Source organism: Arachidicoccus sp. BS20 (assembly GCF_001659705.1).
Classification (GTDB): Bacteria; Bacteroidota; Bacteroidia; order Chitinophagales; family Chitinophagaceae; genus Arachidicoccus.
On the sequence record NZ_CP015971.1, the window covers coordinates 3446432 to 3470727 of the forward strand.

Annotated in this window: 24 protein-coding genes; 18 read left to right on the plus strand and 6 right to left on the minus strand. The window is 38.9% G+C overall.

Annotated elements, in window-relative coordinates; all coding sequences use genetic code 11:
* Positions 1-11: 11 nt before the first annotated feature.
* Positions 12-1433 carry a DUF4476 domain-containing protein gene (locus A9P82_RS14995; protein ID WP_066209286.1) on the plus strand — a complete coding sequence of 474 codons (1422 nt, stop codon included), beginning with the start codon at positions 12-14 and terminating at the stop codon, positions 1431-1433.
* 6 nt (positions 1434-1439) lie between these two features.
* Positions 1440-2201: a tRNA pseudouridine(38-40) synthase TruA gene (gene truA, locus A9P82_RS15000; protein ID WP_066209289.1), complete on the plus strand. Its 762-nt coding sequence runs from the start codon at positions 1440-1442 to the stop codon at positions 2199-2201.
* A 19-nt stretch (positions 2202-2220) separates the two neighbouring features.
* Here truA and A9P82_RS15005 read toward each other — a convergent pair whose 3' ends face one another.
* From A9P82_RS15005 to A9P82_RS15015, 3 genes are read right to left on the minus strand one after another with little or no spacing between them, the layout of a single operon-like run.
* Positions 2221-3939 (minus strand): TlpA family protein disulfide reductase, encoded by a 1719-nt coding sequence (locus A9P82_RS15005; RefSeq protein ID WP_066209292.1) that lies wholly within the window; start codon positions 3937-3939, stop codon positions 2221-2223.
* 23 nt (positions 3940-3962) lie between these two features.
* A complete protein-coding gene (locus A9P82_RS15010; protein ID WP_066209295.1) occupies positions 3963-4721 on the minus strand; it encodes a LytR/AlgR family response regulator transcription factor in 759 nt (252 codons plus the stop codon).
* On the minus strand, positions 4718-6496 hold the full coding sequence (locus tag A9P82_RS15015) for a sensor histidine kinase (protein WP_066209300.1): 1779 nt from the start codon (positions 6494-6496) through the stop codon (positions 4718-4720). The genes A9P82_RS15010 and A9P82_RS15015 overlap by 4 nt, the downstream gene beginning before the upstream one ends.
* Positions 6497-6654: 158 nt before the next feature.
* Here A9P82_RS15015 and porK point away from each other — a divergent pair, with 158 nt between their 5' ends.
* The 3 genes from porK to A9P82_RS15030 all read left to right on the plus strand — a co-directional run bounded on the left by porK (position 6655) and on the right by A9P82_RS15030 (position 9255).
* Entirely contained in the window at positions 6655-7902 is a 1248-nt protein-coding gene (gene porK / locus A9P82_RS15020; RefSeq protein WP_066209303.1) for a T9SS ring complex lipoprotein PorK/GldK, read from the plus strand.
* A gap of 6 nt (positions 7903-7908) precedes the next feature.
* Positions 7909-8925, plus strand: a complete 1017-nt coding sequence (porN, locus tag A9P82_RS15025; RefSeq protein ID WP_066209306.1) for a type IX secretion system ring subunit PorN/GldN — start codon at positions 7909-7911, stop codon at positions 8923-8925.
* A 99-nt stretch (positions 8926-9024) separates the two neighbouring features.
* Positions 9025-9255 (plus strand): Sec-independent protein translocase subunit TatA/TatB, encoded by a 231-nt coding sequence (locus tag A9P82_RS15030; RefSeq protein WP_066209309.1) that lies wholly within the window; start codon positions 9025-9027, stop codon positions 9253-9255.
* Between the two features lie 76 nt (positions 9256-9331).
* Here the strand turns inward: A9P82_RS15030 and A9P82_RS15035 are convergent, their stop codons facing one another.
* Complete coding sequence (locus A9P82_RS15035) at positions 9332-11035, minus strand: hypothetical protein (RefSeq protein ID WP_066209312.1); 1704 nt, start codon at positions 11033-11035, stop codon at positions 9332-9334.
* Positions 11036-11045: 10 nt separating this feature from the next.
* Positions 11046-11813 carry an ABC transporter ATP-binding protein gene (locus A9P82_RS15040; RefSeq protein ID WP_066209317.1) on the minus strand — a complete coding sequence of 256 codons (768 nt, stop codon included), beginning with the start codon at positions 11811-11813 and terminating at the stop codon, positions 11046-11048.
* Positions 11814-11960: 147 nt separating this feature from the next.
* Here A9P82_RS15040 and A9P82_RS15045 point away from each other — a divergent pair, with 147 nt between their 5' ends.
* The 12 genes from A9P82_RS15045 to A9P82_RS15095 all read left to right on the plus strand — a co-directional run bounded on the left by A9P82_RS15045 (position 11961) and on the right by A9P82_RS15095 (position 21857).
* Complete coding sequence (locus tag A9P82_RS15045; protein WP_231891174.1) at positions 11961-12779, plus strand: isoprenyl transferase; 819 nt, start codon at positions 11961-11963, stop codon at positions 12777-12779.
* A gap of 171 nt (positions 12780-12950) precedes the next feature.
* Entirely contained in the window at positions 12951-15722 is a 2772-nt protein-coding gene (locus A9P82_RS15050) for a BamA/OMP85 family outer membrane protein (protein ID WP_066209323.1), read from the plus strand.
* A 9-nt stretch (positions 15723-15731) separates the two neighbouring features.
* The gene (locus A9P82_RS15055) at positions 15732-16247 is read left to right on the plus strand and encodes an OmpH family outer membrane protein (RefSeq protein WP_066209326.1); all 516 of its coding nucleotides are present in this window, start codon (positions 15732-15734) and stop codon (positions 16245-16247) included.
* A gap of 88 nt (positions 16248-16335) precedes the next feature.
* A complete protein-coding gene (locus tag A9P82_RS15060) occupies positions 16336-16914 on the plus strand; it encodes an OmpH family outer membrane protein (protein ID WP_082915377.1) in 579 nt (192 codons plus the stop codon).
* Positions 16915-17065: 151 nt separating this feature from the next.
* On the plus strand, positions 17066-17395 hold the full coding sequence (locus tag A9P82_RS15065; protein WP_156522715.1) for a hypothetical protein: 330 nt from the start codon (positions 17066-17068) through the stop codon (positions 17393-17395).
* A 170-nt stretch (positions 17396-17565) separates the two neighbouring features.
* Positions 17566-18906 carry a signal recognition particle protein gene (gene ffh / locus A9P82_RS15070; RefSeq protein WP_066209335.1) on the plus strand — a complete coding sequence of 447 codons (1341 nt, stop codon included), beginning with the start codon at positions 17566-17568 and terminating at the stop codon, positions 18904-18906.
* 99 nt (positions 18907-19005) lie between these two features.
* Entirely contained in the window at positions 19006-19443 is a 438-nt protein-coding gene (locus A9P82_RS15075) for a DUF4293 domain-containing protein (protein WP_066209338.1), read from the plus strand.
* Positions 19444-19500: 57 nt separating this feature from the next.
* A complete protein-coding gene (locus A9P82_RS15080) occupies positions 19501-20301 on the plus strand; it encodes a S1/P1 nuclease (RefSeq protein ID WP_066209341.1) in 801 nt (266 codons plus the stop codon).
* Positions 20302-20400: 99 nt separating this feature from the next.
* Positions 20401-20637 (plus strand): 50S ribosomal protein L28, encoded by a 237-nt coding sequence (gene rpmB / locus A9P82_RS15085; protein WP_066209343.1) that lies wholly within the window; start codon positions 20401-20403, stop codon positions 20635-20637.
* A 27-nt stretch (positions 20638-20664) separates the two neighbouring features.
* Positions 20665-20847 (plus strand): 50S ribosomal protein L33, encoded by a 183-nt coding sequence (rpmG, locus tag A9P82_RS15090; RefSeq protein ID WP_066209346.1) that lies wholly within the window; start codon positions 20665-20667, stop codon positions 20845-20847.
* Between the two features lie 63 nt (positions 20848-20910).
* The gene (locus A9P82_RS15330) at positions 20911-21084 is read left to right on the plus strand and encodes a DUF4295 family protein (RefSeq protein ID WP_082915378.1); all 174 of its coding nucleotides are present in this window, start codon (positions 20911-20913) and stop codon (positions 21082-21084) included.
* A 173-nt stretch (positions 21085-21257) separates the two neighbouring features.
* Complete coding sequence (locus A9P82_RS15095) at positions 21258-21857, plus strand: FMN-dependent NADH-azoreductase (RefSeq protein ID WP_066209348.1); 600 nt, start codon at positions 21258-21260, stop codon at positions 21855-21857.
* 56 nt (positions 21858-21913) lie between these two features.
* Here the strand turns inward: A9P82_RS15095 and folK are convergent, their stop codons facing one another.
* Positions 21914-22399, minus strand: a complete 486-nt coding sequence (folK, locus tag A9P82_RS15100) for a 2-amino-4-hydroxy-6-hydroxymethyldihydropteridine diphosphokinase (RefSeq protein ID WP_066209351.1) — start codon at positions 22397-22399, stop codon at positions 21914-21916.
* A 114-nt stretch (positions 22400-22513) separates the two neighbouring features.
* Between folK and sppA the strand changes: the two genes are divergently transcribed.
* Complete coding sequence (gene sppA / locus A9P82_RS15105; RefSeq protein WP_066209354.1) at positions 22514-24286, plus strand: signal peptide peptidase SppA; 1773 nt, start codon at positions 22514-22516, stop codon at positions 24284-24286.
* The last annotated feature ends 10 nt before the right edge of the window (positions 24287-24296 follow it).

Here is a 24296-nt window from a genome sequence, read left to right on the forward strand (position 1 = left end):
TTAAAGACTACATGAATTATACTTTGTTAAAAAAGATTATCTTATCACTTGTTGTGTTCCTTTGTGCGTTTGATTTTGCCGCTCATGCGCAAGATGTCAACAGCAATCATTTTATATATATACAGGCAAAAAGTAAACAGCCCTTTTACGTTATTCTCAATAGTAAAGTATATAGTTCATCTACCATTGGTTATTTAATTATTCCCAAGCTGAAAAACGGGAGCTATAATTTAAGAATAGGTTTCCCAAAACAATCTGCACCGGAGCAAAATTTTACCTGTGTGGTAAATAATGCTGATGTGGGATATTCTTTGCAAAAAAACGATGAGGGCAATTTAGGCTTGTTAGACCTTCAGTCCCGGAAATTTGTTGCATCCGGCGGAGTTACCACATTGGAAGACCAATACATTGGAACAAATACGGCGGAGACTAATACAGCTTCTGCAAACCCACAGCAGAACAGTACGCAGACATCTTCCGCTTTTGGAGATATGCTTTCTTCGGCAGCAAACGATTCAACTTTGAACAAACCGGCGGTTGCAGCGACACCCAAAGCGGTTATGAGCGCTCCGGTAGAAAAAACAGTTGCCGATAATTTTGGAAAAAATCCGCAGGAAGATACCAAAGCTGTGATTGCGGCATCTACGGACAGTAACCTGAAAGCCGGCGATTTGGGCGATACGAATGAAACATATGGTGTTATCAAATCGTCCGAAACCAACAGCGGTGGCAGTCAGCAAATGACTTTTGTCCTGTTCAATACCCGTTCGACAGATACAGTACAAATTGTGATTCCGGGGAAAGTATCGGCGCAGCCCCAAACAGCAAATGCTTCCGGCGATAATGAAGATGAATCATCAAGTTCGAAAACGGAGCAGAGTAATAATAATAGTTTGGCTTTGTTTACTAATACAGATAGCGGTGATACCGTTGAAAGCAGCAACACTCCGTCGAAACATCAAAAAAGAAATAAAAAACAGCGGGAGGAAAATTTATTAAATATGGAAGCCAACAGCGATGCTGCCGGAGACACTTCCAAAGATGTAAACAACCCATTTTATAAAAAAGATAATACAGACATAAAAAGCGCGGACGATAATATTGCTTCTCAGTCAATTGAAACATCGGCGGCGGCTACGCCCTGCGACAATCCGGTGTCGGACAAAGAGTTGGCTAAGCTGCAAAAGAAAATGATTGGCAAAAGTAATGACGATGCTATGCTGGCGCTTGTGGACAAGTCTTTAAAAGGGAAATGTATTACTACACAGCAAGTAAAGCAATTAGGAACTTTGTTTCTGTCTGATGCAGGACGTTTTGCTCTTTATCAGGATGTTTATGGCAATGTTTCCGACAAAGAAAATTATGCTTCTTTGAAAAGCCAGTTGCTCGACAACTATTTCAAAAAGCGCTTTACCGACATGCTTAATCAATAATTGCGGATGCCTCGTTATTTTTTAGAACTTCAATATAAAGGCACTGCATACAAAGGGTTCCAATCGCAACCGAATATGGCAACTATCCAAGGCGAAGTTGAAAAAGCATTGCAGACATTTCTTCAGAAATCTGTGAGTCTTACCACTTCGTCTCGTACGGATGCCGGAGTTCATGCCTTGCAAAATTTTTTTCATTTCGATACGGATATCGTTCTTTCCCCAAAAATCTTATACAATCTCAATGCAATTTTGCCGAATGATATTGTATTGAAAAACCTCTGTGAAGTAGGAGAAGATCGGCATTCGCGTTTTGACGCTGCATCAAGAGTATATCAATATTATTTGTATTTCGAAAAAAATCCTTTTTTGGCAGATAGAGCATATTTTTATCCGTTTAAACTTGATAAAGACAAGCTGCAACAGACTGCGGACATTCTTAAATCATACAAAGATTTTACTACATTTTCCAAACGAAACACGCAGGTACATACATTTATTTGTGATATAAAAAATTCCCTTTGGTTTGAAAAAGACGAATGCCTTGTTTACCGTGTGGAAGCCAACCGCTTTTTACGCGGCATGGTACGCGCTTTAGTAGGTACAATGCTGAAAGTGGGGCGAGGCTCTATTTCCTTAGATGAATTTAAAAATATTATCGAAAGCAAAAACTGCACAAATGCCGATTTCTCAACACCCGCGCATGGCTTGTTTTTGATGGAAGTAAAATACCCCTTTGAGTTGAAAGGGAGTGGGAAAATAAATCTATGAGTTTTCAAAACTTACAGATTCAAAGTCCTGTCGCATTTTTCAATCCCGCTCTGTCCAAAGACTGCATCCATTGAATGGCTTTTGTGCGCAGCTTGCCGTCGACGCCTATTGCCACATAAGTCGGGAAACCGGAACCGGCATTGTTGAAGCTGCTTTTTAATGCGCTTACTATTTTTTCATCCATAAAAATATGTGTACCGGGCAATTGGAGTTCTGCAATTTTGTTTTTCCAAACATTGATATTGGATGCGGTGTTTGTGCAAATGTAAATGTACTCGACAGGTAAATCTTTATTCGCTTCGTGCAGCTTTTTACTGAAAGGCAATTCCTGCAAACAAGGCGCGCACCAAGTTGCCCAAAAATCGATAACCAATGCTTTGTCCTTAAATTTTGATTTAAGATTGAGAATCAAATCATCTACATTTTTAACGCTGTCCAATTGATACAACGCGGCACCGAATGGTAATGTTTCCAAAGGCTTTCCAATGAAATTGTCCGAACCTTTTAGTTGCTTTGCAGATGCCAGCAAACTGTCAATACTTTTTTGTTTGATGGTCGCTTCGTTCAGCTCATTTGCAACGAGCTGTTTACACCATCCGGTTTTTGTGCTGTTCAGTATCTCAGGGTAAACCAATGCAAATTCATTCTTACCATCATCAAGAAAAAATGTTTTTAATACGTCGGATTTTGGTTGCGGGAAAAGGCTGTCTATTATTTTAATGTTCTTGTTAATGTTCATTGCTTCTATTTCCTGTGGAAAAAGATTAAATTCTTTCTGCATTAGTATAGTCGTCGATGATGAATGTTTGCTCTTTTCTTCCTGCGGCAAATTGTTATAATAATTTATTGAATCGAGCACTGCTTTTTGTTCCGCGTTGTAATGGGCATAATTTTTCATAAGCTCGTTTTGATGAAAAACCACAGCTCGATTGTCGGGTGCGGATGTGATATATGTATGAAAATAGCGATAAAACAAAACGCCGTCATTGCTCGTAAAATAAGGCTTATGTTTATTTATTTCAGCAAACAAATTTTCGGGCATTTTATCTCCCCAATAAGAAGTGCATAATTCTCCGTAGAAGCCTGATGCGACTTCGTTTTGAATTGCCCAATCATACTTTGGATATTGAAGAATAAATGCGTTGTCAATTTTGGTAAGCGCCTGTAAAATTGAATCCGTTTTTTGTTGGAAAGTGTCTACGCTTAGCTTTCGACGCGATTGGCATAGTTCGCGCAACCTGTCGTTGAGATTGTTTTGTTCTTCTCTTTTGTACAAAGTATGTTTATTGATTACGGTATTGAGTTCGCCATCTGTGCCCGAATAAGTAACGCCGTTGCCAATAAGAAAAACGCCGTCTTTATCTTTTATTTTATCTGCATCAATTATTACTGTCAGGTCTTTGTTTACATAAGCGCCCGTGTACAAATAATCTCCCACACTTAACCATATTTGTTGATAAGGAAAGTTTTGATTTAAAATAATTTTTGCGAACCCGTTCGCATTTGTATGTGTATATTTTGTTACCTGAAAATCCGAACCGAAACACACAAGCGTGTACGTAATCTTTGTTTTTTTGATACTATCCGGCAGGTTATTAATTTGAATACTTAGCGTTGCGGACTTTCGGTTTTGCAGATAAGCATCCATTTTCGGGTCTTCGATTGCCAAAGGCAAATTTGATTGCGCGTTTGCTGAAATGCAGAGCAGCAGTACTGTTGCGAATAATAGCTGTTTCATTTTTATTATTTTTAATTGAATAATTATTTGTTGAGTGTCGTCAATGCTTTCAACACATTTTCTTTCTTGTTTCTTGATATGGGAATTTGTGTATCATCTTCCAACAATAAGTAACCGCCGTCTTCTCTGATCAGGCTTTTGATAAATTTCTTATTAACCAAATGTGATTGATGGCAACGAATAAAACCATATTCCGTCAGCAATTCTTCGTACTCAAAAATCGGTTTGGACACCATAATATTTTTGCCGTCGGATAAATAAAAAGTTGTGTAAGCGTTAGATGATTCACAACGAATAATTTCGCTTGTGTTTACAAATCGTATTTCTTTTGTAGTTGCCAATGCGAGCTTATGTTCTTTCTTGGAATCTTTGTTTTTAATGAGTTCCAGCAAATTTTCCAATTGAAGATTTGCTTTCTTTCGGCTTAATTTTTCTTCCACTTTTGCAATGGAAATTTTCAGTTCTTCGGGATTAATGGGTTTAAGTAAATAATCAATCGCCGCAAACTTCACGGCTTGTATGCCATATTGGTCATAAGCCGTAACAAAAATGAGTTCAAACTGATGATGCGGCAATGCACGCAACACATCAAAGCCGTTTTTGTCGGGCATCTGAATATCGAGAAACAATAAGTCCGGATTGGTTTCGAGAATCTTTTGTACGCCGTCATCTGCATTGGTTGCAATTCCGATAACATCTACATTTAGTGAATATTTTTTCAACAATCCTGTGAGATTATCAATATTGTTTTTTTCATCGTCAATGATTACGGCGCGTATCATATCAACCAGTTTTTAAAATGAATGATTACTTGTGTGTTGTTGTTCTTCACAATGGAAAATGTGATTTGCTGCTGATGCAAAGTTTGATTCAGCAACCTGATTCTGTCTTTCGTCAATTGAACCCCGAAGCCTTTTGTTTCTATATTTTCAGAAAACCCTTTCCCGTTATCCGTTACAGAAACAATCATATCATCTTTCTGTTTTTTAAAAGACACTGTTAAATTTCCTTTCTCTTGTAATGCAGATATGCCGTGCTTTACAGCATTTTCTACCAAAGGTTGCAGAAGTAAGCTCGGAATTTCAACAGCGTTGATGTCTATATTTTCATCTGTAATAATTTGATAAGTAAAACCAAAGCGCAGCTTTTCCAGATTCAGGTAATTTTCCAGCATCTTTATTTCTTTTGAAATGCTTACAAATTCGCTGTTGCTTGCTTTGAGCGAATCGCGCATGAGGTCGCCGAACTCGATTAAATATTTAGAAGCATTTTCCGAATCATTTTTGGTTATCAAGCCTTGAATAGAACTCAAAGCATTAAATACAAAGTGCGGATTGAACTGCGAACGAATGGATTTCAATTCGGTTTGTACCAGTTGTTTTTGCACGTTCTCCGTTTTTATTTTCCTTGCCTGATTGCGCGAGCGCAGCACCAGTAAAATAAAACCGATAATCAAAAAAGAAAGCAATATTAATCCAATCTTAAACCAAACTGTTTGATACCACGCAGCTTTGATTGTAAACGGATAAATGCACATATTTTGCCGTTGAACGCTGTAACGTATTTTGAGTTGATAGTTGCCCGGTGAAAGATTTTTGAGCCAAATAAAATTTAAATCAAAATCATTGGAACGCCAGCCTGTGCTATCGTTGCCTTGTACCACATTGTATTCAATCGCATCTTTCGTACTAACAACATCGTCAAGATAAAAAATGATGCTGTTTTCATTTGATTGAAATTGATGTTTAAGATGTAGTAATGTTTTATCGTGTGTCCAATCCTGCATACTCATCATCGCTTTATTGGGCATCCATTGTTTTTTGAAAAGCCGGAGAAAATCATATAGTTGAGAAAAGGTAAAAATGCCTACAACTTTCGGTGTTCTGCTTACCCAAAGCGCGGACATGGAAGCCTGAATCACATCGGGCATATCTTTTCTTCTTACTTGAAAAATTAATGCTTTCCCATATTCATCTTTGAACTGCCCGAGATAAGCTGTTACGGTATCAATCTTTTTTGGGTCGGCAATTTTTGTCATCCAATAAGCTTTCCAAAAGTGTTTCGGAGTTGTCCAGGGTAAAACAACTTTTGTGTTGTTTTCCAGCACGCGAAATTCATATTCATCAGCATTTTCCTGATTAATACCATTCACTGTAATGATAATTCCAGAAGAATCAAAAATCGGAATGGCATATTTACCTGAATAGGAATCAAATCCATGAGAATCTCCAAAGGAAGAATCGTTTTGATATTTTAAAATCGCAGGAATTTTTTCTATTGCAAATGCAGGATTTACGAGTAATTTATTGGAATAAAATGCAGACATTCCCAAATATGGTTCTTTTAATTTGGTTTTGTAGTTTTTTACATCTGAATAATAAGCAGGAGTGGGATAGCTATACATTGTAACAGAAAGGTATTTACGAATGGAATCTCCATGCGAATCATTTTTCAAAATAGGATTAATACTGTCCAACTGCATTTCCAGCTTTTGGCAAAAGCCCGAAATGCCAATCAAAAGAAAAATGAATATTGAAAGAATACCTCGCATTTGCATATAACAAAGCAACAATATTTTACTATGATTTTTTATAAGGAATTTGAAAACGGTAAGGTTTATTTTGAATCGGGAAATTCTTCAATACTTTTGTGCCCGATACAATAATACACGCACTGTTTCGTTTTTACTAAACGTCGGCGACGGTTTTTTTGAATATGAGTAAAATCAAATTGAATTTTTACGGTGCGCTTTTGTTGTCTGCGGCAGCAATGTTTGCAGGCTGTAAAGCCAAAATGTCCACAGCCACAGGGCTGGACGATGGAGTAGTGCATGGCGCCAAATACGGCGTTGTTCCCAAAGGAATGGATTTACCATCGAATATGGTGTATGTGCCAACAGGGTCGTTTCAACTCGCGGGCGGCGGCAGTGTATCTGTTAATGGTTTTTGGATGGACAAATATGAAGTAACCAATGCACAATATCATCAGTTTGTCAATTGGGTACGTGATTCCATTGCTGCGGTTGAATTAGGTTATGTACATGTGTCGCAAGACGGAGACACAACTGTTGATTGGACCAAAGCAAAAAAAATAAACTGGAAAGATTCAGCCATTCTCGGTAGGCTTACAGGTCTGATGTTGCCGCCGGAAGATTTGCTGAACAACCAGCCCGAAATAGACCCGAAAAAATTGGTTTACACAGCGCACGGTTACGATTTTAATGCTGCGGCGCATCATCCCGACCAGCCGAGAAAGAACTTCATTTACACATACAGCGTTCCTATTTATCCCGATACTTTGGTTTGGATAAAAGACTTCGATTATTCATACAATATCTCCATGGTACGCGATTACTTTTCCAATCCTGCTTACGCGCAATATCCCGTAGTTGGCGTTACGTGGCGGCAGGCAACGGCTTTTGCCCATTGGCGTACTAATTATCTGAACCAATATTTAGGAAGGAAAAAATTGGCTTCGGGCAATGTTTACCGCTTGCCTACAGAAGCAGAATTTGAATATGCAGCGCGCGGCGGGCACAATAATTTCCTTTATCCATGGGGCAATTATTTGAAAAATAATAAAGGCTGCATCATGGCGAATTTTAAAGACGGCAGAGGCAATTACACCGACGACGGTGCTTTATATCCTGCACGTGTAGATTCTTATTTCCCCAACGATTACGGTTTGTACAATATGTCGGGTAATGTAGCGGAGTGGACTTCTACGAGTTTTGTAAATGGCTATCAGGTGTATGACAATGATTTTAATCCCAACATTAGTATTAATGCAACAAGCGCCGATGCTGCTGATTTAAAAAGAAAAACCGTGCGCGGCGGTAGCTGGAAAGACCCGGCAATAGACATTCGGGTTAATGCCAGAAGTTACGAGTATATGGATTCTGCCCGTTCCTATATCGGGTTTCGTTGTGTAATAGATATTCCGCCCAAAGCGTCTAAAAAATAGTTGATAATGATGCAAGAAAAGAAATTTTTATATATCGTTTTGACTTTGGCGGTTTTGCCGGTTTTAGCATCGCCTTTGTTTGCGCAAACAAATAATACGCTGCCGACTAAGTTGCGTCCCAACTTTTTTTCTCAGGGTAAAGCCGATAGTTTGCCGGTAACGGTTATTCCCGATAATAATACCTTGCCGCAAGGTAAAATGTCGCTGCGCAACGATTTTCCATACGTACAAGCGCCTTATCAGCAAAGTAATGCGCTTGCTTATCCGCGCGTACGACAGGAAGATATCGCTTACAATGTGCGTGTATGGGAAGATGTGAATACGCGTAAGCCGCAAAACAGAACCATGATGTACGCGATGGACGATTTTGGTGCACAGCCGTTGATTGCCGTTATTTTAAAAGCAATCAATGCGAACCGGTTAACGGCTTTTGATGCACAGGACGACCGGTTTACAACGCCGTTGACACCGCAAAAAGTAAAGGAAACTATGGGCAATGGTCTGGATACTTCCGCAACACTTGATATGGATGGAAATATTACAGGTTATCAGGTGCGCAACAAAGCAGTTGATTTGGATTCTATTTACACATTTCGTTTAAAAGAAGACTGGTTTTACGATAAAAATTATGGGCGAATGATGGTACGCATCATTGGTATTGCGCCGGTTATTCCGTTTAAATTATCCACAGGCGAAGTAATACCGAACAGCGAACATCCTTTGTTTTGGATTTATTTTCCCGACCTGCGTTCCATTCTTACAAAATACAAAGCTTACAATACACAGGCACCCGGCACAAAAATGCCATTTGATGAACTGTTTGATTTGAGGCAATTTAAAGGCAGAATCGTAAAGTCTGATTACAATAATCCCGGCGGCGAAAACTGGAACACGCTGATGCCCGATTTGGACGAACAACAGAAAACCGAAGAAGAAATTCGCAAGCAGATAAAAGAATACGGCAGCGACGATTATGATATGATTTCGCAGGATACACCTCCGAAAAAATCAAAGAGGAAATAATCCGGCTGATGTTAAATTCTGCAATTAAATCGGGAAAAACGGGAAATGTGATTATCTTTGAGGCTTCAAACTTACTTTCATTCTTATAAAAAGAAAATCATGGGCGAACTTAGTTTTGAAAAAATATTGGTCATTGCTATCGTATTATTAGTACTTTTTGGCAGTAAAAAAATACCGGAAATGATGCGCGGGCTTGGAAAAGGCGTGCGCGAATTTAACGATGCTAAAAAAGGAATGGTAAACGATTTCAATGAGGCTAAAAACGAAAAATCCGAGAGTGCGAAAACACCGAGCAGCATTACCGATGTTGAACACGAAGCAGTAAAATAAGGTTTTAGTTTTTTACGGAAATATTATTTGGATAATCCGCTCCGCAAAGAGCGGATTATCTATTTTGTAACCTTACTTAATCTTCATTTGCGCTTATTTTCTCCCAACTTATTTTTTTGACGCTATCAAGTAGCAGCCAATTTGCAATCAGTGATAAAATCAAAGCTATCATTACAACGATTGTGAACGGAAAAATAAAATAATGCACTACACCGCAAATGCCCATCAATACAAGACGAAACATATTTTTCATAAAGTTACCACTCTTCGCATTCATATTTTGCGGCGATGAAAAAGGAAAATCGTGATTACCGAAATAAAATATAATACCGACATTCAGTACCACATTTGAAATAGCAAGGAACAAATTGGGCAGCAATTGCCAGCCGAATAAGCCAATGGCTGAAAGCGTTAATGCCAATGCAACCGGGAAATAAAATTTCATCACAATCGACTTGAAAGTTCCTGACAAAATTTTTCCCGGCTCGCGCAAAGGCGTTGTATAAAACAGCCATGAAGCTTTGTATTTGTCAGAAAAAGAAATTTGCGCAAGCACAGTAAGCAAAATATATCCCGTAAAATAGATGATGAAAATAGTTGCATATTTCACGATATGACTTGTAGCGCTGATATGCGAATAATCTATCGGTTGTCCTTTTTGTTTGTTGAAAAAGAATACAAAAAACATAACAATCAAGTAACCGAATGCAGGATATACTTTCATATAAAAATCTCTGCTGCGGCTACCGATTTTCCAGCTGAATAAGAAGCCTGTTTTCTCGGTTTTGTCTTTCATTAAAACGTCTGCAAGCCTTTGTGAATAGGACTTTTTTGTAACTGTATTATTTTTTGTTACAGTTTTTGGAGCGTTGTCCGAAACTGTATTTATTTCGCTGATTTTTCTGTTGAACGACGGCGCCAAAAAGCGAATCATAACATATAAGGCAACAACAGGAAATACAAATGCAAGAACGCCCGAAATCAATTCCGTATGCGTCGCAGAAAATGTACTGATTGCTTTAATTGCTGCGGCAAACCAATAGGGCGGCAATAAGTAAATATATTGGATTTGTGAGAAATCAAAATCCATTTTGTTAATCATTCTCGGAACTACCTGGTAGCCGCCATATACAACAATCGCCAGCAATATTTGTACAAAGCTGATAACGGTTTTAAATCTTTCAGGTGGAACAATTTTTAAAATCAGCACATAAATGAGGTTAATTAAAAACAGTGTGAACAATGTGCAGAAAAAAACCATCACGATAAAAATCAATGTGGTAATAGTTCCGTACATGATGGCAACACAAATAATTCCGGGTAGCGACATAGGAATAACCACTTTCAGTACGTGCAGCATAATATGTAAAACCCGCGCCAGCACTACGGTTCGGTCACTAATGGGTTTTGGAAGAATGATATAATTGTCGCGCACATCAATCAACACAGAAGTAAAATCGGAAATCAAAATGGATGCGAGCATAAAAATCATCATGCCGAAATAAAGCGTCATTTGCGTTTCCTGCTCCTTGAGTGTGAAAGCCATCAGGAAAAGGCAACCCATCAGCAAGCTCACGAACGCTGTTGCGATAGCCGAATTGTTGGATTCTTTTTGCTGCCTTTGTCTTCCCATGGAACGGAACGAAATCGGGCGGCGGTTGTCCATCGTCAGTTTTGTGTGCAGAATGGTGTAAAGCTGCCAAGTATTTACGCCCAATTTCTCGTACAAACTTTGTGGCAACATTGCCAGGCGCAATAAAAATGTATTGATAAAATTCATCAGTTTGGTTTTAATTAAAAGCGTTCATCAAATCGTTGGAAGCCTCGCCCACATTTACATTGGTAAGATTGGAGAAAATTTGTTCAAGACTTTGGTTGCCGTTTTGCTGCTTCAGTTCTTCGATGCTTCCATCGGCAATGATGCTTCCGTTATTGATTAAAATAATTCTGTCGCTCACTTTTTCTACAATGTCCATCATGTGGCTGCAATAGAAAATGGTTTTGCCTTCTTTCGCCAAACGATTGATTAAATCTTTGATAATAATAACGCTGTTGGCGTCCAAACCACTCAAAGGTTCGTCCAAAATAATAATGTCGGGATTATGTAAAATGCCCGAAGCAATCAATACTTTTTGTTTCATGCCTTTGCTGAAACTTTCCATGCGCTGGTCAAGATTATTCTCCAATCCGAATGCCGACATGATGCGCACAATTCTGTTTTGGCAAACGGCTTCATCCATTTCATAGAGATTTCCGATGAACGACAGAAACTCTCTCGGCGTAAGCACGTCGTACAGTTCCGCAGATTCCGGCACATAACCGATGAGGCTTTTTGCTTTTATCGGTTCTTCCTTCAAATCAACGCCTTTGATGGTTACGCTGCCGGAAAAATCGTTAATCAATCCGCACAAAATTTTCACGGTCGTGCTTTTGCCTGCTCCGTTGGGACCAATATAGCCCAAAACCTGTCCGGCGTAAACGTCGAGGTTAATGTTATTCAGCACTTGTTTTGTGCCGTAGGATTTTTCTAAATTTTTGATGGATATAATTGATTCCATTTTATTTTGGTTTGTTTAAGACTTAAAAGTAAAGAATAGTGCTTGACGAAGGAAAAGTTTTTCTTTATTGGTAGCGGAAAGTGTTCAAATGTTACACCGTTTTTTTTAAAATAATACAAAATAATATTAAATGTGTACCTGACTGCTATGAAAACGGACGGTAATAAAAAGATTATTTCATTACATTTGCGCACTCATGCTTTTTGCGTAAAGATGGATAACGGATATAAAGAAAAAATCGACCTTACAAAACTGCCCCGGCATATTGCCATCATTATGGATGGCAACGGCAGGTGGGCGCAGGAAAAAGGCGAAGACCGCTTATACGGGCATTATCACGGCGTAAACAGTGTGCGTTCGGTAGTGGAGGGAGCGTCAGAACTCGGCATAGGTTATTTGACATTATATGCATTCAGTACCGAAAACTGGGACAGACCGATGGAAGAAGTTACCGGCTTAATGGAGTTGCTGGTACAGACTATCCGTAAAGAAGTTCCGCAATTGAATAAAGACAATGTACGGTTGAAGGTTATCGGAGATTTATCTATGCTGCCGCCGGAGGCGCAAAGGGAAATGAACGAAGCATTGAAAGAAACCGAAAATAATACCGGTTTAACTTTGGTGTTGGCATTGAGTTATAGTAGCCGTTGGGAATTGGAAAAGGCTGTGCAAAATATTGCGATGGATATACAGAACGGCAAACTCAATGCAGATGATGTAAATCAATCAACATTGGAAAAGTACCTGAGTACTGTTGATATTCCCGACCCGGAACTAATGATAAGAACGGGCGGAGAACATAGAGTAAGCAATTTTTTGCTTTACCAGTTGGCGTACACGGAGTTATATTTTACAAATGACAAATGGCCAGATTTTGACAAAGAAAAGCTTTTTAAAGCTGTGTGGGAGTATCAGAACAGGGAGCGGCGTTTCGGGAAAACCGGAGAACAGATTAGAAACAAATAATAAAACAGAACTTCATAATAGCCCTTTACAAAAAGATATGAGTTATTATAAAATGTATTTATTTAACAAAGACTTTTGAATATTACGCCTAATTTGCCACGCTAATATATTATTAATAATAATTAGAAGTAAAGGGTCAGAAACTAATACATCACAGCAATAAAGATTTGAATGCGAAAACCGAGTTTATTAATATTTGTACTGCTCATTATTCTGTCGTCAGTAAGTGTGCGTGCACAAATAACAACAACTGATTCCTCTTTCACAAAACAGATATTAGCCTCTTCCAATGCTGAACTGCAAACCGTTGTAAATCAAATTAATCCTCAACGGTATAAAGTTGCACATATTACTGTTACCGGTACTACCTATGCTTCAGGTGTATTGCTGGCTATTTCAGGAATTAATGTGGGCAGTTTTGTAACTATTCCCGGCGGCGATGAATTGGCAAAGGGTATCCGCAAGCTGTGGGCGCAAAGCTCTTTCAGTGACATCACTTATTATCTTACAGGTGTTTATGGCAACAATATTTCATTAGAATTGCATGTAACAGAACGTCCTAAAGTAACCAAATTTTATTTCCGTGGCGTAAGCAAAAGCAATGCCGACGATTTAAAAGGGAAAACGGGCATCGTGTCCGGACATGCTTTGACCGATGCAACCAAGCGAGGTGCAGTGGAAGCCATTCGTAAATACTATTCGGAAAAAGGTTACAGGCGCGTGAGTATTGATATAACGGAAGTTAAAGACTCTGCATATACCAATGCCGAAAAAATATATTTCGATATTCATAAAGGCTCAAAAGTCAAAGTCAATGAAATTGATTTCTTCGGTAATGATGCCATCCAAAGTGCAAAGCTGAAAAAACAAATGAAGGATACGAAAGAAATGTCGCGTCTTACATTGTATCCGCCGCACGATAAGTTTGACACAACCGGCTGGGGAAAACCAACCAATTACTCTTTTAAAGATTATGTGAATGACAAAGGATTTTTGACATACTCCAAAACCCGAGCCGTACTTAGTCCGTATGTGCATATCAATCCGTTTGCCTCTTCAAAGTTCAATGAAACAAAATATCAGGAGGATAAGCAAAAACTAATTACTTATTACAATTCCAGAGGCTACCGCGATGCCAAAATTGTTAAAGATTCGGTTTACTACAATTCCAAAGGAAACATCAATGCTGCTATAAAGGTTGAGGAAGGCGAAAAATATTACTTCGGAAAGATTACATGGGTAGGTAATACTGTGTATAGCGATTCTATACTTAATTCTATCTTAGATATACATAAAGGCGAAACCTACAATGTAAATCAATTGATGAATAAGTTGGGAATTGGCGACGGAGCTGCACAAACCGCTAATGTAAAAGACGCTTATCTTGATTTCGGCTATCTGTTTGCCAATGTAAATCCTATTGAAAGCCGTGTATATAACGACACAATTGATTTTGTGGTCAATATTACCGAAGGTCCTATTGCATATAACAAGAAAATTGACATTGCCGGCAACGACAAAACCTATGAACACGTTATCCGCAGAGAGCTGGAGACTCGTCCGGGAGAGCCGTTCAGCAAAAGCAACATCATGCAGTCCATTGGTAAGCTGAGCATGCTGAAATTCTTTGACGAGCAAAAAATTCAACCTGTGCCAATGCCCGACCAGGTTAGCGGAACAGTGGATATCACTTATAATCTTGTAGAAAAATCGGCCGACCAGTTGCAATTGAGTGCGGGCTTTGGCGGCGGTATCGGTATTACCGGAACTTTGGGTATTACACTCAACAATTTTTCTATCCGTAACATTTTTAATAAAAAAGGCTGGAGTCCTTTGCCCACAGGCGACGGACAAACACTATCTGTAAACTATCAAAGTAGCGGTCGCTCATATCATTCTTACAACTTACAATTTGTTGAACCTTGGTTGGGTGGAAAGCATCGTAATGGGCTGAGTATAAATCTTTCTTCGAGCAAATTCAGAAACGGATATAATTACTATACCGGTAAATGGGACAAGCTTGCCGATACATCGTCTTTCTCAACTGTGAGCATCGGTCTGGGATATAACAAGCAGTTGATGTGGCCCGACCCGTATTTCAACATTGGTTTGTCGTTAGGTTATACACGTTACTCATTGCGCAATTACAATATTGATTATTCTCCGGAACTTATCAATTTCAGAAACGGTGTATCTAACGACATTAATCTGCGTTTGACTATTCAGCGTAATCAGCTCAATAGTGCACAGTTTCCGACGAGCGGTTCTAATATCAATATGTTTGCGCAGCTGACACCTCCGTATTCGCTATTTACCAATTCAATGGAAACGGCGACCGACCCGGCGAAAAAATATAAGTTTATTGAGTATCAGAAATATCGTTTTACAGGCGACTGGTATGTGCCGCTTACGGCGCCGCGCGGCGAGGATAAAAAACAACTGGTATTAAGGGCTGCGGTAAAAATGGGTTATATCAGCAGATACAATCGCAAAATGCCATTGTCGCCGTTTGAGCGTTTCCAGTTGGGCGATGCAGGCATGAGTAACACATATAGTTTCTTGGGTTACGACATTATTTCACAAAGAGGTTATCCTGTGTACGACAACTCCGACCCAAGCAAAAACCCCGACCAGACGGGCGCTTCGCAATACTTTACTATATTCAATAAATATACGATGGAGTTGCGTTATCCGTTATCGTTGAGCCAGGCAAGTACTATTTTCGGATTGGTATTTGCAGAAGCTGCAAACGGATGGTATTCTTTCCAGCAATACAATCCATTCCAGTTAAGACGTTCAATAGGAGTGGGTGCACGTTTCTATTTGCCAATGTTTGGTTTGTTAGGGTTTGATTACGGTATAGGTTTAGATAGATTGCAAAAAGGACAAGGCATCGGTAAAGCAGGAAGGTTTACCTTTATGCTTGGTTACGAACCCGATTAATTTTCTTGTATGAAAAAAGCAATTGTCCTAAGTATCTTTTGTTTTGTATCGTTTACATCTTTTGCGCAGCGCTATGCAGTAGTGGATTTGCAGTATATTCTGAACAAATTGCCGGAATACGCGAATGCCGATACTACGCTTCAATTGATGCAGATGAAATGGCAAAAAGAAGTGGACAGTTCAAAGCATTATGCCGATTCACTCAGCAACCGTTTTGATGCGGAGAAATATATGCTGGCAGACGAACTGAAATCCAAACGACAGATAGAAGTGGACAATGCCGAAAAGCGTGTAATGTATTTGCAAACAAAATACTTTGGATATAAAGGAGAACTATTTCAACAAAGAGAAAAATTAGTTCAGCCTATTCAAAATAAAATTTACAGCGTAATTCAGCAAATGGCATTAAAAAACGGTTGGGATTTGGTCTTCTATAAAAATGCGGATACGGGGTTGTTATATTCCGACCCGAAGCTCGATAAAAGCGATGCTGTTTTAGAAGCATTAGGTGTAAAAACAAAATAAAATTGGCAGAACAATTTAAGTTCATATATTTACAGCGTTTCATAAAAACAATTTAAACAACTAAAAACAAAAAAATAAAAAACAGAGAATGAGAAAGGTAATTTTTTCCTTATTGGCGATTGCAGCATTAGGTTTCGCAGCGAATAAAGTTCAGGCGCAGACAACTCCGGCATTGAAAATTGGCGTATTTGATATTGACCAAGTAACGCAGTATGTAATGCAATCTTCACCTGACGAGTATAAGGCACTTCAGGCAAAGATGGAATCTTATCAAAGAGATTCTCTCGGTCCTCAAAGAGACAATTATGAATTGCAATATAGGAGAGCAGATAGTACTTATCAGGCAGATTCATTGGCAAAAAAGCCAAAAGCAACTTTGGATTATGAGCGCGGTCAGGTTCAGCAATTGTACCTTACACTCGCAAATTGGTCAAATACTGTTCAGCAGGCAAGTCAAAATAAATATGGAGAATTAACTCGTCCTTATTATGAGAAAGTTGGTGCGTCTTATAAAAAAGTTGTGGCTGCAAGTAAGGTTAATTTGGTTTTAAGTCCACAAGCTATATTTGATGTACCGGACTCCAAAGTTCTTGTTAATCTTAACGAGTTAGTATTAAAAGATTTGGGAGTTAAATTGCCGACAGACAGTGCAGCAGGGGGAAAATAATTTGTGAAATATAATACGTTTAATGCCTTCGGAATTTTCCGGAGGCATTTTTATTTTTGTGAGATTACAAAAAAATAATTGCGTGAATAATAGTAGCAATAGAAATTTGATTTACTTTGTATGTCCCTTTATTAATTTTAAAACAAAAACTATGAGTGAAGAACACAAAAGCTTTTTTGATAAAGCAAAAGACGCGTTATCACAACTGAAAGACAAAGCCGAGGAAACATACGAAAACCTTCATGTGGACGAAAAGCTGAACGAAGCTTTGGCATCTGCAAAAGAAGCCGCATCGGAACTCTCCGATAAAGCAGGCGAAGCATGGGAATCGGCAAAAGAAACGGCTTCAAACCTCACAAGCCATGCAGGCGATGCCCTTAATGCCGCCAAAGAAAAAGCAGGTGAAGCATTCGACACGGCAAAAGACAAACTTAGCGACGCGCTCAGTAATGAAGAGGACGAAGCAGAAAAAACTGCATAGTCTAAAGTTTTAGCCACAGATGCACAGATGAATTAAAAGCCGCGAATACACCAATTTTACTAATAAATTTTTCGTGTTAATTTGCGGCATACAAACTATCTGTGCATCTGTGGCTATCTTATCATAAAAATCTTAATTTCGCAGCGAACAAAAAATTGAATTAAAGACAGATGTTTAATAATCTTTCGGAGCGTTTGGAAGGTGCGTTTAAAAACCTCAAAGGCGAGGCACGCATTTCGGAATTAAATATTGCCAACACGGTTAAAGATATTCGTCGTGCGTTGCTCGATGCCGACGTGAATTATAAAATTGCCAAAGAATTTACCGATAAAGTAAAAGAAAAAGCTACCGGAGAAAAAGTAATCAACGCGATTAGTCCGGGGCAGTTAATGGTAAAAATTGTCCAGGACGAATTGACCGAACTGATGGGTGGAAGCGAGGCAAGTTTTGAAACAAATGCGAATCCCGCAATTGTGCTGATTGCGGGCTTGCAAGGTTCGGGTAAAACTACATTCAGCGGCAAGCTGGCAAATTATCTTAAAGCAAAAAAAGGTAAAAGACCTTTGCTTGTTGCGGCAGATATTTATCGTCCCGCAGCTATTGACCAGCTGCACGTTTTGGGCGAACAAATAGGTGTGGAAGTTTATAGCGAACGCGAGAATAACAACGCCGTTTCCATTGCTGAAAATGCAATAAAGTATGCGAAAGAAAAAGCAAAAAATATCATCATTATCGATACGGCGGGACGCCTTGCCGTGGATGAAGTAATGATGACCGAAGTTGCTGATATAAAGCGCGCCGTAAAACCGAACGAAATATTATTCGTAGTCGATTCCATGACCGGGCAAGATGCCGTGAACACAGCAAAAGCCTTCAACGACAGACTCGATTTTACAGGCGTTGTGCTTACGAAGCTTGACGGCGATACGCGCGGCGGTGCAGCTTTGACCATTAAATACACGGTAAACAAGCCGATAAAATTTGTCAGCAGCGGCGAAAAAATGGATACACTCGATGTGTTTTATCCGGACCGTATGGCGCAGCGTATTCTCGGCATGGGCGATATTGCTTCGCTTGTGGAAAAAGCACAGGAACAGTTTAACGAAGAGCAGGCAAAAAAATTAGAAAAGAAAATCCGTCGTAACCAGTTCGATTTCCAGGACTTTCTGGAACAGTTGCAGCAAATCAAAAAGATGGGTAATCTCAAAGATTTGATGGGCATGATTCCCGGCGTTGGAAAAGCAATTAAAGATGTGGACATAAGCGACGATGCATTCAAAGGCGTGGAAGCAATCATCAGTTCCATGACACCGTTTGAACGCGCAAATCCTGACAGTATCGATACTTCGCGCAGAAACAGAATTGCAAAAGGTGCCGGAAAACAATTGAGCGAAGTAAACGCATTTATGAAACAGTTTGAACAAATGCGCCAGATGATGAAGATGATGAACAAAATGCCGATGGGCGGCATGATGCCGGGCTTGGGTGCGTTGAAAGGAATGAGAAGATAGACTTTTATTTGTAGGGATTTAAAGATTATCTTGATTACAAAATACAGATAAATATTATCGTGGGTTCAATTAATTTTTAATTACTAATTCTTAATTAAAATGATACAACGTATTCAAAGCCTTTGGCTTTTTGTTGCAGCAATCTTGGCTGTCTTATCTTTCAAGTTTCCTTTTTATGTAGGAACCTGGCTGAACGGAACCACGCAACACGCACAAATATCTTTAAACGGGCACAATCCTTCCATTCCTGTTTTGATAACAACGGTGGTAACGATTGTGCTTTCGCTTGTTACTATTTTTTTATACAAAAACAGAAAACAGCAATTGTGGTTGGTCGTTTTGAATTTGGTTGTCAGCCTTGTATTGATTTATTTGTATTATTACGAAATTCATACTTTTTTCGTTACCAACAGCGGTGGCACCATTGCCATTACAGCAGTTTTTGTAATTGCCATTCCCATTGTTTTAATTCTTGCGATACGAGGTATCAACCGCGATATTAAATTATTGAAAAATGCAGACAGGTTGCGCAGTTAATTCTATTTTTGATTGCTTAAAATGAAGTTGTCGTTTCATCAATAAAAATTAATTCACATGATAAAAAACTGCTTGTATAAGATAGCTGTTGTTGTGGCTTTTGTTTTCATTTCTCAATCTGTTTTTGCATGGGGAACTACGGGACACCGTGTTGTCGCTGAAATTGCAGAAAGGCATTTAACCAAAAAAGCAAAAAAAAATATTGCAAAATTATTCGGGCGTGAACCGTTAGCATTCTGGGCAAACTGGGCAGATTTTATCAAATCCGATACAACAGGAAAATGGAAAGAAGTAAGCGCGTGGCATTATGTGGACTTGCCTGGGCACTTGTCCAAAGACGAATTTGTGAAAGCATTAAAAGCCATTGACCATAAAAGTCTTTATTCGCAAATTCCTGCGATGGAAAATATTTTGAAAGACAATCATGCTTCGCTCGAAGACAAAGAGGTTGCATTGCGTTTGCTGATTCATTTCGTGGGCGATTTGCATCAGCCGTTGCACGTTGGTCGTCCCGAAGATAAAGGCGGCAACGATATTGAAGAATTTTGGTTTGGCAAGCAAACCAATCTGCACGCTATTTGGGACGATGCCTTGGTTGATTATCAAAAATGGAGCTATACTGAGTATGCCGATAATATTGATGTTGCAAGCAAAGAAGCAGTTGCGCAAATTCAGAGCGGCACGCTCGAAGATTGGTTTTACCAATCGCATGAATTAGCCGATGAAATTTATGACAGAACACCCGCCAACTCACATCTCAGCTACAAGTACAATTATATGTTTTATTGGAAGCTCAACCAACAGTTGCTTGACGGTGGTTTGCGCCTGGCTGAAATATTAAACAATATTTTCGGGTAAATAGGTTCAGGTAAATGTAGAATTTTTAAACTATTTCAAAACATTTTTTGGAATTTCGGCAAACTTTTCTACCTTTGCCGTCCGATAAAAATTACAGTTATGGCAAGAGTATGTCAGGTTACAGGAAAAAAACCAATTGTGGGTAATAATGTTTCTCACTCAAACATTAAAACCAAGCGTCGTTTTTTACCTAATTTACAAACTAAACGTTTCTTCTTCGCAGAAGAAGACCGTTGGATTACCTTGAAATTGTCAGCAGATGCTATTCGTACTATCAATAAAAACGGATTGGCAACTGTTGTAAAACAATTGAGAGCAGAAGGTGTTAAAATCTAAGTAAGCAATTTTTAAAGTTATTATACAATGGCAAAGAAAGGAAACAGAGTTCAGGTAATTTTGGAATGCACAGAGCATAAAGCAAGCGGATTGCCCGGAACCAGCCGTTACATTACGCAGAAAAACAAAAAGAATACTGCGGAACGTTTGGAGTTGAAAAAATACAACCCAATCATGAAAAAAGTAACCGTTCACAAAGAAATTAAATAATTGGTTTGATGGTTTGAATTATTTTCAAATTTTCAAATTACCTCATTTTCAAATTAATATATCATGGCAAAGGCAGCTTCAAAAAACGCTAAAGTTAAAGACCTTAAGGCTTCTGCTGAAGCGAAAAACTGGACTAAGGTAATTAAAACTGTACGCAGCCCTAAAACCGGCGCATATACGTTTAAAGAAAGTATTATACACAAAGACAAGGTTAAAGATTTCTTAGCGGCAAAATAATTTTCCGCTTATCAAAACATAATTTTTTAAAGCCGCTTTAAGCGGCTTTTGTTGTTTCTGCTTTACCGGAAATATTTGCTTTCACAGAGGAAACTGGGTTTAGTTTAGAATATGACTTCCTGATTGAAAGCTTATTAGAGTAGTTTTGCAGAGAAATAAAATCTTAATCAATTATGTCTAAAATCTTACACCTCATATCAAGTCCAAGAGGTAATGAATCTGTCAGCATTAAATTGGGTAATGCAATTGTAGAAAAAGTAAAAGCTGCAAATCCAGGCAGCACGGTAAAGGAAGTCGATTTAAGCAAAATCAATCTCCCGCATTTAGGCGAAGAACATCTGATTTCTTTCTTTACTCCCGAAGAGAAAAGAACGCCGGAACACCTTGAAGCTATTAAATATTCCGAAGAGTTTATCAAAGATTTGTTCGATGCAGATGTAGTAGTGTTTGGCGTACCGATGTACAATTTTAGCATCCCTTCTTCTTTGAAATCGTGGATTGACCACGTAGCAAGAGCAGGAGTTACCTTCCAATATACGGCAAACGGTCCGGAAGGTTTGGTAAAAGGTAAGAAAGCGTATTTGGCAGTTGCAACAGGCGGTGTATATTCTGATGGACCGTACAAACCTTATGATTTCGCTGTTCCTTATTTACAGGGCGTTCTCGGTTTCATAGGTATTACCGATGTTACAGTTTATCGTGCAGAAGGTTTGAGTGTTTCTGAATTGGCGCCAACTGCATTGCAAAAAGCAGTTGATACTATTGCAATTTAATTTTTATAAATATTTCTACCCGAAAGTCTGTTCGAAATCATTTCGGACGGACTTTTTTATTCATCTAACTTTTCTACATCCAACGTGTCCTCCGTTTCTGATAATAATTGTTGAACAGTTTTTTTCAACAAAGGATGAAATGCATCAGGTGCAATCTCTGCAAGCGGATATAAAACAAAATTTCTCTTGTGTAAAAACGGGTGCGGCACTTTCAGGTTTTCATCATCAATCACGTCATTGTTAAACAAAAGAACATCAATATCTATCACGCGCGGTCCGTATTTTTCTTTTCTTACTCTGCCTAATTTTTCTTCAATTTTCAAAACGGTTGTCAATACCTTTTGTGCAGATAAACCGGTTTCGACTTCCAATACCTGATTCAGAAAATCGGGCTGGTTTTCCATTCCCCACGCGGCAGTTTTATATAACGAAGATTTTAGTTTTATTGTTCCAATATGGCGTTCTATTTCTTTACTTGCGTTTGTAAAAGTTTGTCTTACATCTCCTAAATTACCGCCTATCAGTAAATAAGTCTTGTTCATAATTTTCGGTTGAATATGTAGTTACAGATGTCATACATTTGCGTCGCGTATAATTACCGTTTGCAAAAATAAAACAGCAGCGGGATTTTTATTGTTGTAGAATAATTTATCAACATGAATAATTTTTTCAAAACGTTTTTTGCTGCGTTGCTGGCACTTGTGGTGTTTTCGCTGATAGCGTTTTTTATTTTCTTGGGAATTGTTGCAGCTGCATCAAGTTCTGACAAACCAACTGTTTCGCCCAATAGCGTACTTGTTTTAGACCTTTCAAAAGAGTATCACGATTTTGAGCAGCCGGCTTTAAAAATAAACCTTAACCTGAAAAAGCTATCTACATCGCAGCCAAATTTGTACGCTGTAATTCAGATGATAAGGTATGCCCGCAATGATGCAAATATCAAAGGTATTTACATAAAAGCCGACAATAATGCCAACGGACTGGCTGCAAGCGAAGAACTTCGCCACGCTATTCTTGACTTTAAGAGAAGCGGGAAATTTGTAGTTGCCTATGGTGCGACCATAACGCAAAACGCCTATTTCGTGGCTTCTGCGGCAAATAAAGTTTATACGCATCCGCAAGGCGGTGTAGAATGGAAAGGTATGGTTGCCCAATTAATGTTCTTCAAAAATTTGTTAGACAAATTAGAAATTGAACCCGAAATATTTTTCGCGGGAAAATTCAAAAGCGCCACAGAACCTTTTCGCGTAACGAAAATGACCGAGCCAAACCGCTTGCAAACTTCTGTTTGGCTCAATGATATCTACGGCAATTACCTGAAAGAAATTTCGCAAAGCAGAAATATTGATACAAGTGAACTGCATCATCTCGCGGACAGCGCGCTGATACAAACTGCTCACGATGCACTAAAATATCATTTGGTGGACGATTTGGCTTATAGCGATGAAGTTGAGAGCGTTATAAAAACATTTACATCTTTAGGTACACAGAATAATGATAAAATCAACTTTGTTTCGTTAGACACTTACGCACAAGCCACAGATTATAAAGCATTTACGGGGAATGATAATATTGCCGTCGTATATGCGCAAGGCGATATTGTGGATGGTAAAAATGATGATGCTATTTCAAGTGGAGAGTTTGTCCCTTTGCTAAGAAAATTGAGGAAAGATGATAATGTAAAAGCAATCGTGGTGCGTGTAAATTCTCCCGGCGGCAGCGCGCTGGCGAGCGATATGATTTGGCGCGAAATTACTTTAGCCAAGAAAGTAAAACCTGTCATTATTTCTATGGGCAATTATGCGGCTTCGGGCGGCTATTATATGTCGTGCAACGGCACATACATTTTTGCAGAACCTAATACTATCACAGGTTCTATCGGTGTTTTTTCGATGATGGGCAATGCACAAAACTTTTTCAACAATAAGCTTGGTATCACTTTCGACGAAGTAAAAACAAGTCCGTATGCCGATTTGGGAACGATTTCCCGACCAATGACACAGCCCGAAAAAAATCTAATGCAGGCATCGGTGGACAGCGTTTACAAAACATTTACCGAGCGAGTTGCACAAGGTAGAAACAAGTCTGTTGCATTTGTCGACAGCATTGCGCAAGGTCGCGTATGGACTGGCGAAAGAGCAATAAAAATCGGTTTGGTAGATTCGCTTGGTTCGTTGGCAGATGCTATTCATTATGCTGCAAAACTGGTCCACAGCAACAGCGTTTACATTAGTGAATATCCCGAAAGAAAAAACATTTTTGACCAACTGTTCAACAGCGACGACAATGATGCTGACGATGCGAAAGCAAAAATATTATCGCAACAATTCGGCAAAGAAATTTCCGATAGCTGGAAAAATATTATGAGCGTCAAAGCAATGATGAACACGCCACAAACCCGCTTGCCGTTTGAGTTTGAAGTAAAATAGAGCATTTCAC

Excerpts from the sequence above, each read along its gene's own strand:
- A9P82_RS14995 (WP_066209286.1), top strand. The coding sequence starts at position 12 with ATGAATTATACTTTGTTAAAAAAGATTATCTTATCACTTGTTGTGTTC.
- truA (WP_066209289.1), top strand. The coding sequence starts at position 1,440 with ATGCCTCGTTATTTTTTAGAACTTCAATATAAAGGCACTGCATACAAA.
- A9P82_RS15005 (WP_066209292.1), bottom strand. The coding sequence starts at position 3,939 with ATGAAACAGCTATTATTCGCAACAGTACTGCTGCTCTGCATTTCAGCA.
- A9P82_RS15010 (WP_066209295.1), bottom strand. The coding sequence starts at position 4,721 with ATGATACGCGCCGTAATCATTGACGATGAAAAAAACAATATTGATAAT.
- A9P82_RS15015 (WP_066209300.1), bottom strand. The coding sequence starts at position 6,496 with ATGCAAATGCGAGGTATTCTTTCAATATTCATTTTTCTTTTGATTGGC.
- porK (WP_066209303.1), top strand. The coding sequence starts at position 6,655 with ATGAGTAAAATCAAATTGAATTTTTACGGTGCGCTTTTGTTGTCTGCG.
- porN (WP_066209306.1), top strand. The coding sequence starts at position 7,909 with ATGATGCAAGAAAAGAAATTTTTATATATCGTTTTGACTTTGGCGGTT.
- A9P82_RS15030 (WP_066209309.1), top strand. The coding sequence starts at position 9,025 with ATGGGCGAACTTAGTTTTGAAAAAATATTGGTCATTGCTATCGTATTA.
- A9P82_RS15035 (WP_066209312.1), bottom strand. The coding sequence starts at position 11,035 with ATGAATTTTATCAATACATTTTTATTGCGCCTGGCAATGTTGCCACAA.
- A9P82_RS15040 (WP_066209317.1), bottom strand. The coding sequence starts at position 11,813 with ATGGAATCAATTATATCCATCAAAAATTTAGAAAAATCCTACGGCACA.
- A9P82_RS15045 (WP_231891174.1), top strand. The coding sequence starts at position 11,961 with ATGAAAACGGACGGTAATAAAAAGATTATTTCATTACATTTGCGCACT.
- A9P82_RS15050 (WP_066209323.1), top strand. The coding sequence starts at position 12,951 with ATGCGAAAACCGAGTTTATTAATATTTGTACTGCTCATTATTCTGTCG.
- A9P82_RS15055 (WP_066209326.1), top strand. The coding sequence starts at position 15,732 with ATGAAAAAAGCAATTGTCCTAAGTATCTTTTGTTTTGTATCGTTTACA.
- A9P82_RS15060 (WP_082915377.1), top strand. The coding sequence starts at position 16,336 with ATGAGAAAGGTAATTTTTTCCTTATTGGCGATTGCAGCATTAGGTTTC.
- A9P82_RS15065 (WP_156522715.1), top strand. The coding sequence starts at position 17,066 with ATGAGTGAAGAACACAAAAGCTTTTTTGATAAAGCAAAAGACGCGTTA.
- ffh (WP_066209335.1), top strand. The coding sequence starts at position 17,566 with ATGTTTAATAATCTTTCGGAGCGTTTGGAAGGTGCGTTTAAAAACCTC.
- A9P82_RS15075 (WP_066209338.1), top strand. The coding sequence starts at position 19,006 with ATGATACAACGTATTCAAAGCCTTTGGCTTTTTGTTGCAGCAATCTTG.
- A9P82_RS15080 (WP_066209341.1), top strand. The coding sequence starts at position 19,501 with ATGATAAAAAACTGCTTGTATAAGATAGCTGTTGTTGTGGCTTTTGTT.
- rpmB (WP_066209343.1), top strand. The coding sequence starts at position 20,401 with ATGGCAAGAGTATGTCAGGTTACAGGAAAAAAACCAATTGTGGGTAAT.
- rpmG (WP_066209346.1), top strand. The coding sequence starts at position 20,665 with ATGGCAAAGAAAGGAAACAGAGTTCAGGTAATTTTGGAATGCACAGAG.
- A9P82_RS15330 (WP_082915378.1), top strand. The coding sequence starts at position 20,911 with ATGGCAAAGGCAGCTTCAAAAAACGCTAAAGTTAAAGACCTTAAGGCT.
- A9P82_RS15095 (WP_066209348.1), top strand. The coding sequence starts at position 21,258 with ATGTCTAAAATCTTACACCTCATATCAAGTCCAAGAGGTAATGAATCT.
- folK (WP_066209351.1), bottom strand. The coding sequence starts at position 22,399 with ATGAACAAGACTTATTTACTGATAGGCGGTAATTTAGGAGATGTAAGA.
- sppA (WP_066209354.1), top strand. The coding sequence starts at position 22,514 with ATGAATAATTTTTTCAAAACGTTTTTTGCTGCGTTGCTGGCACTTGTG.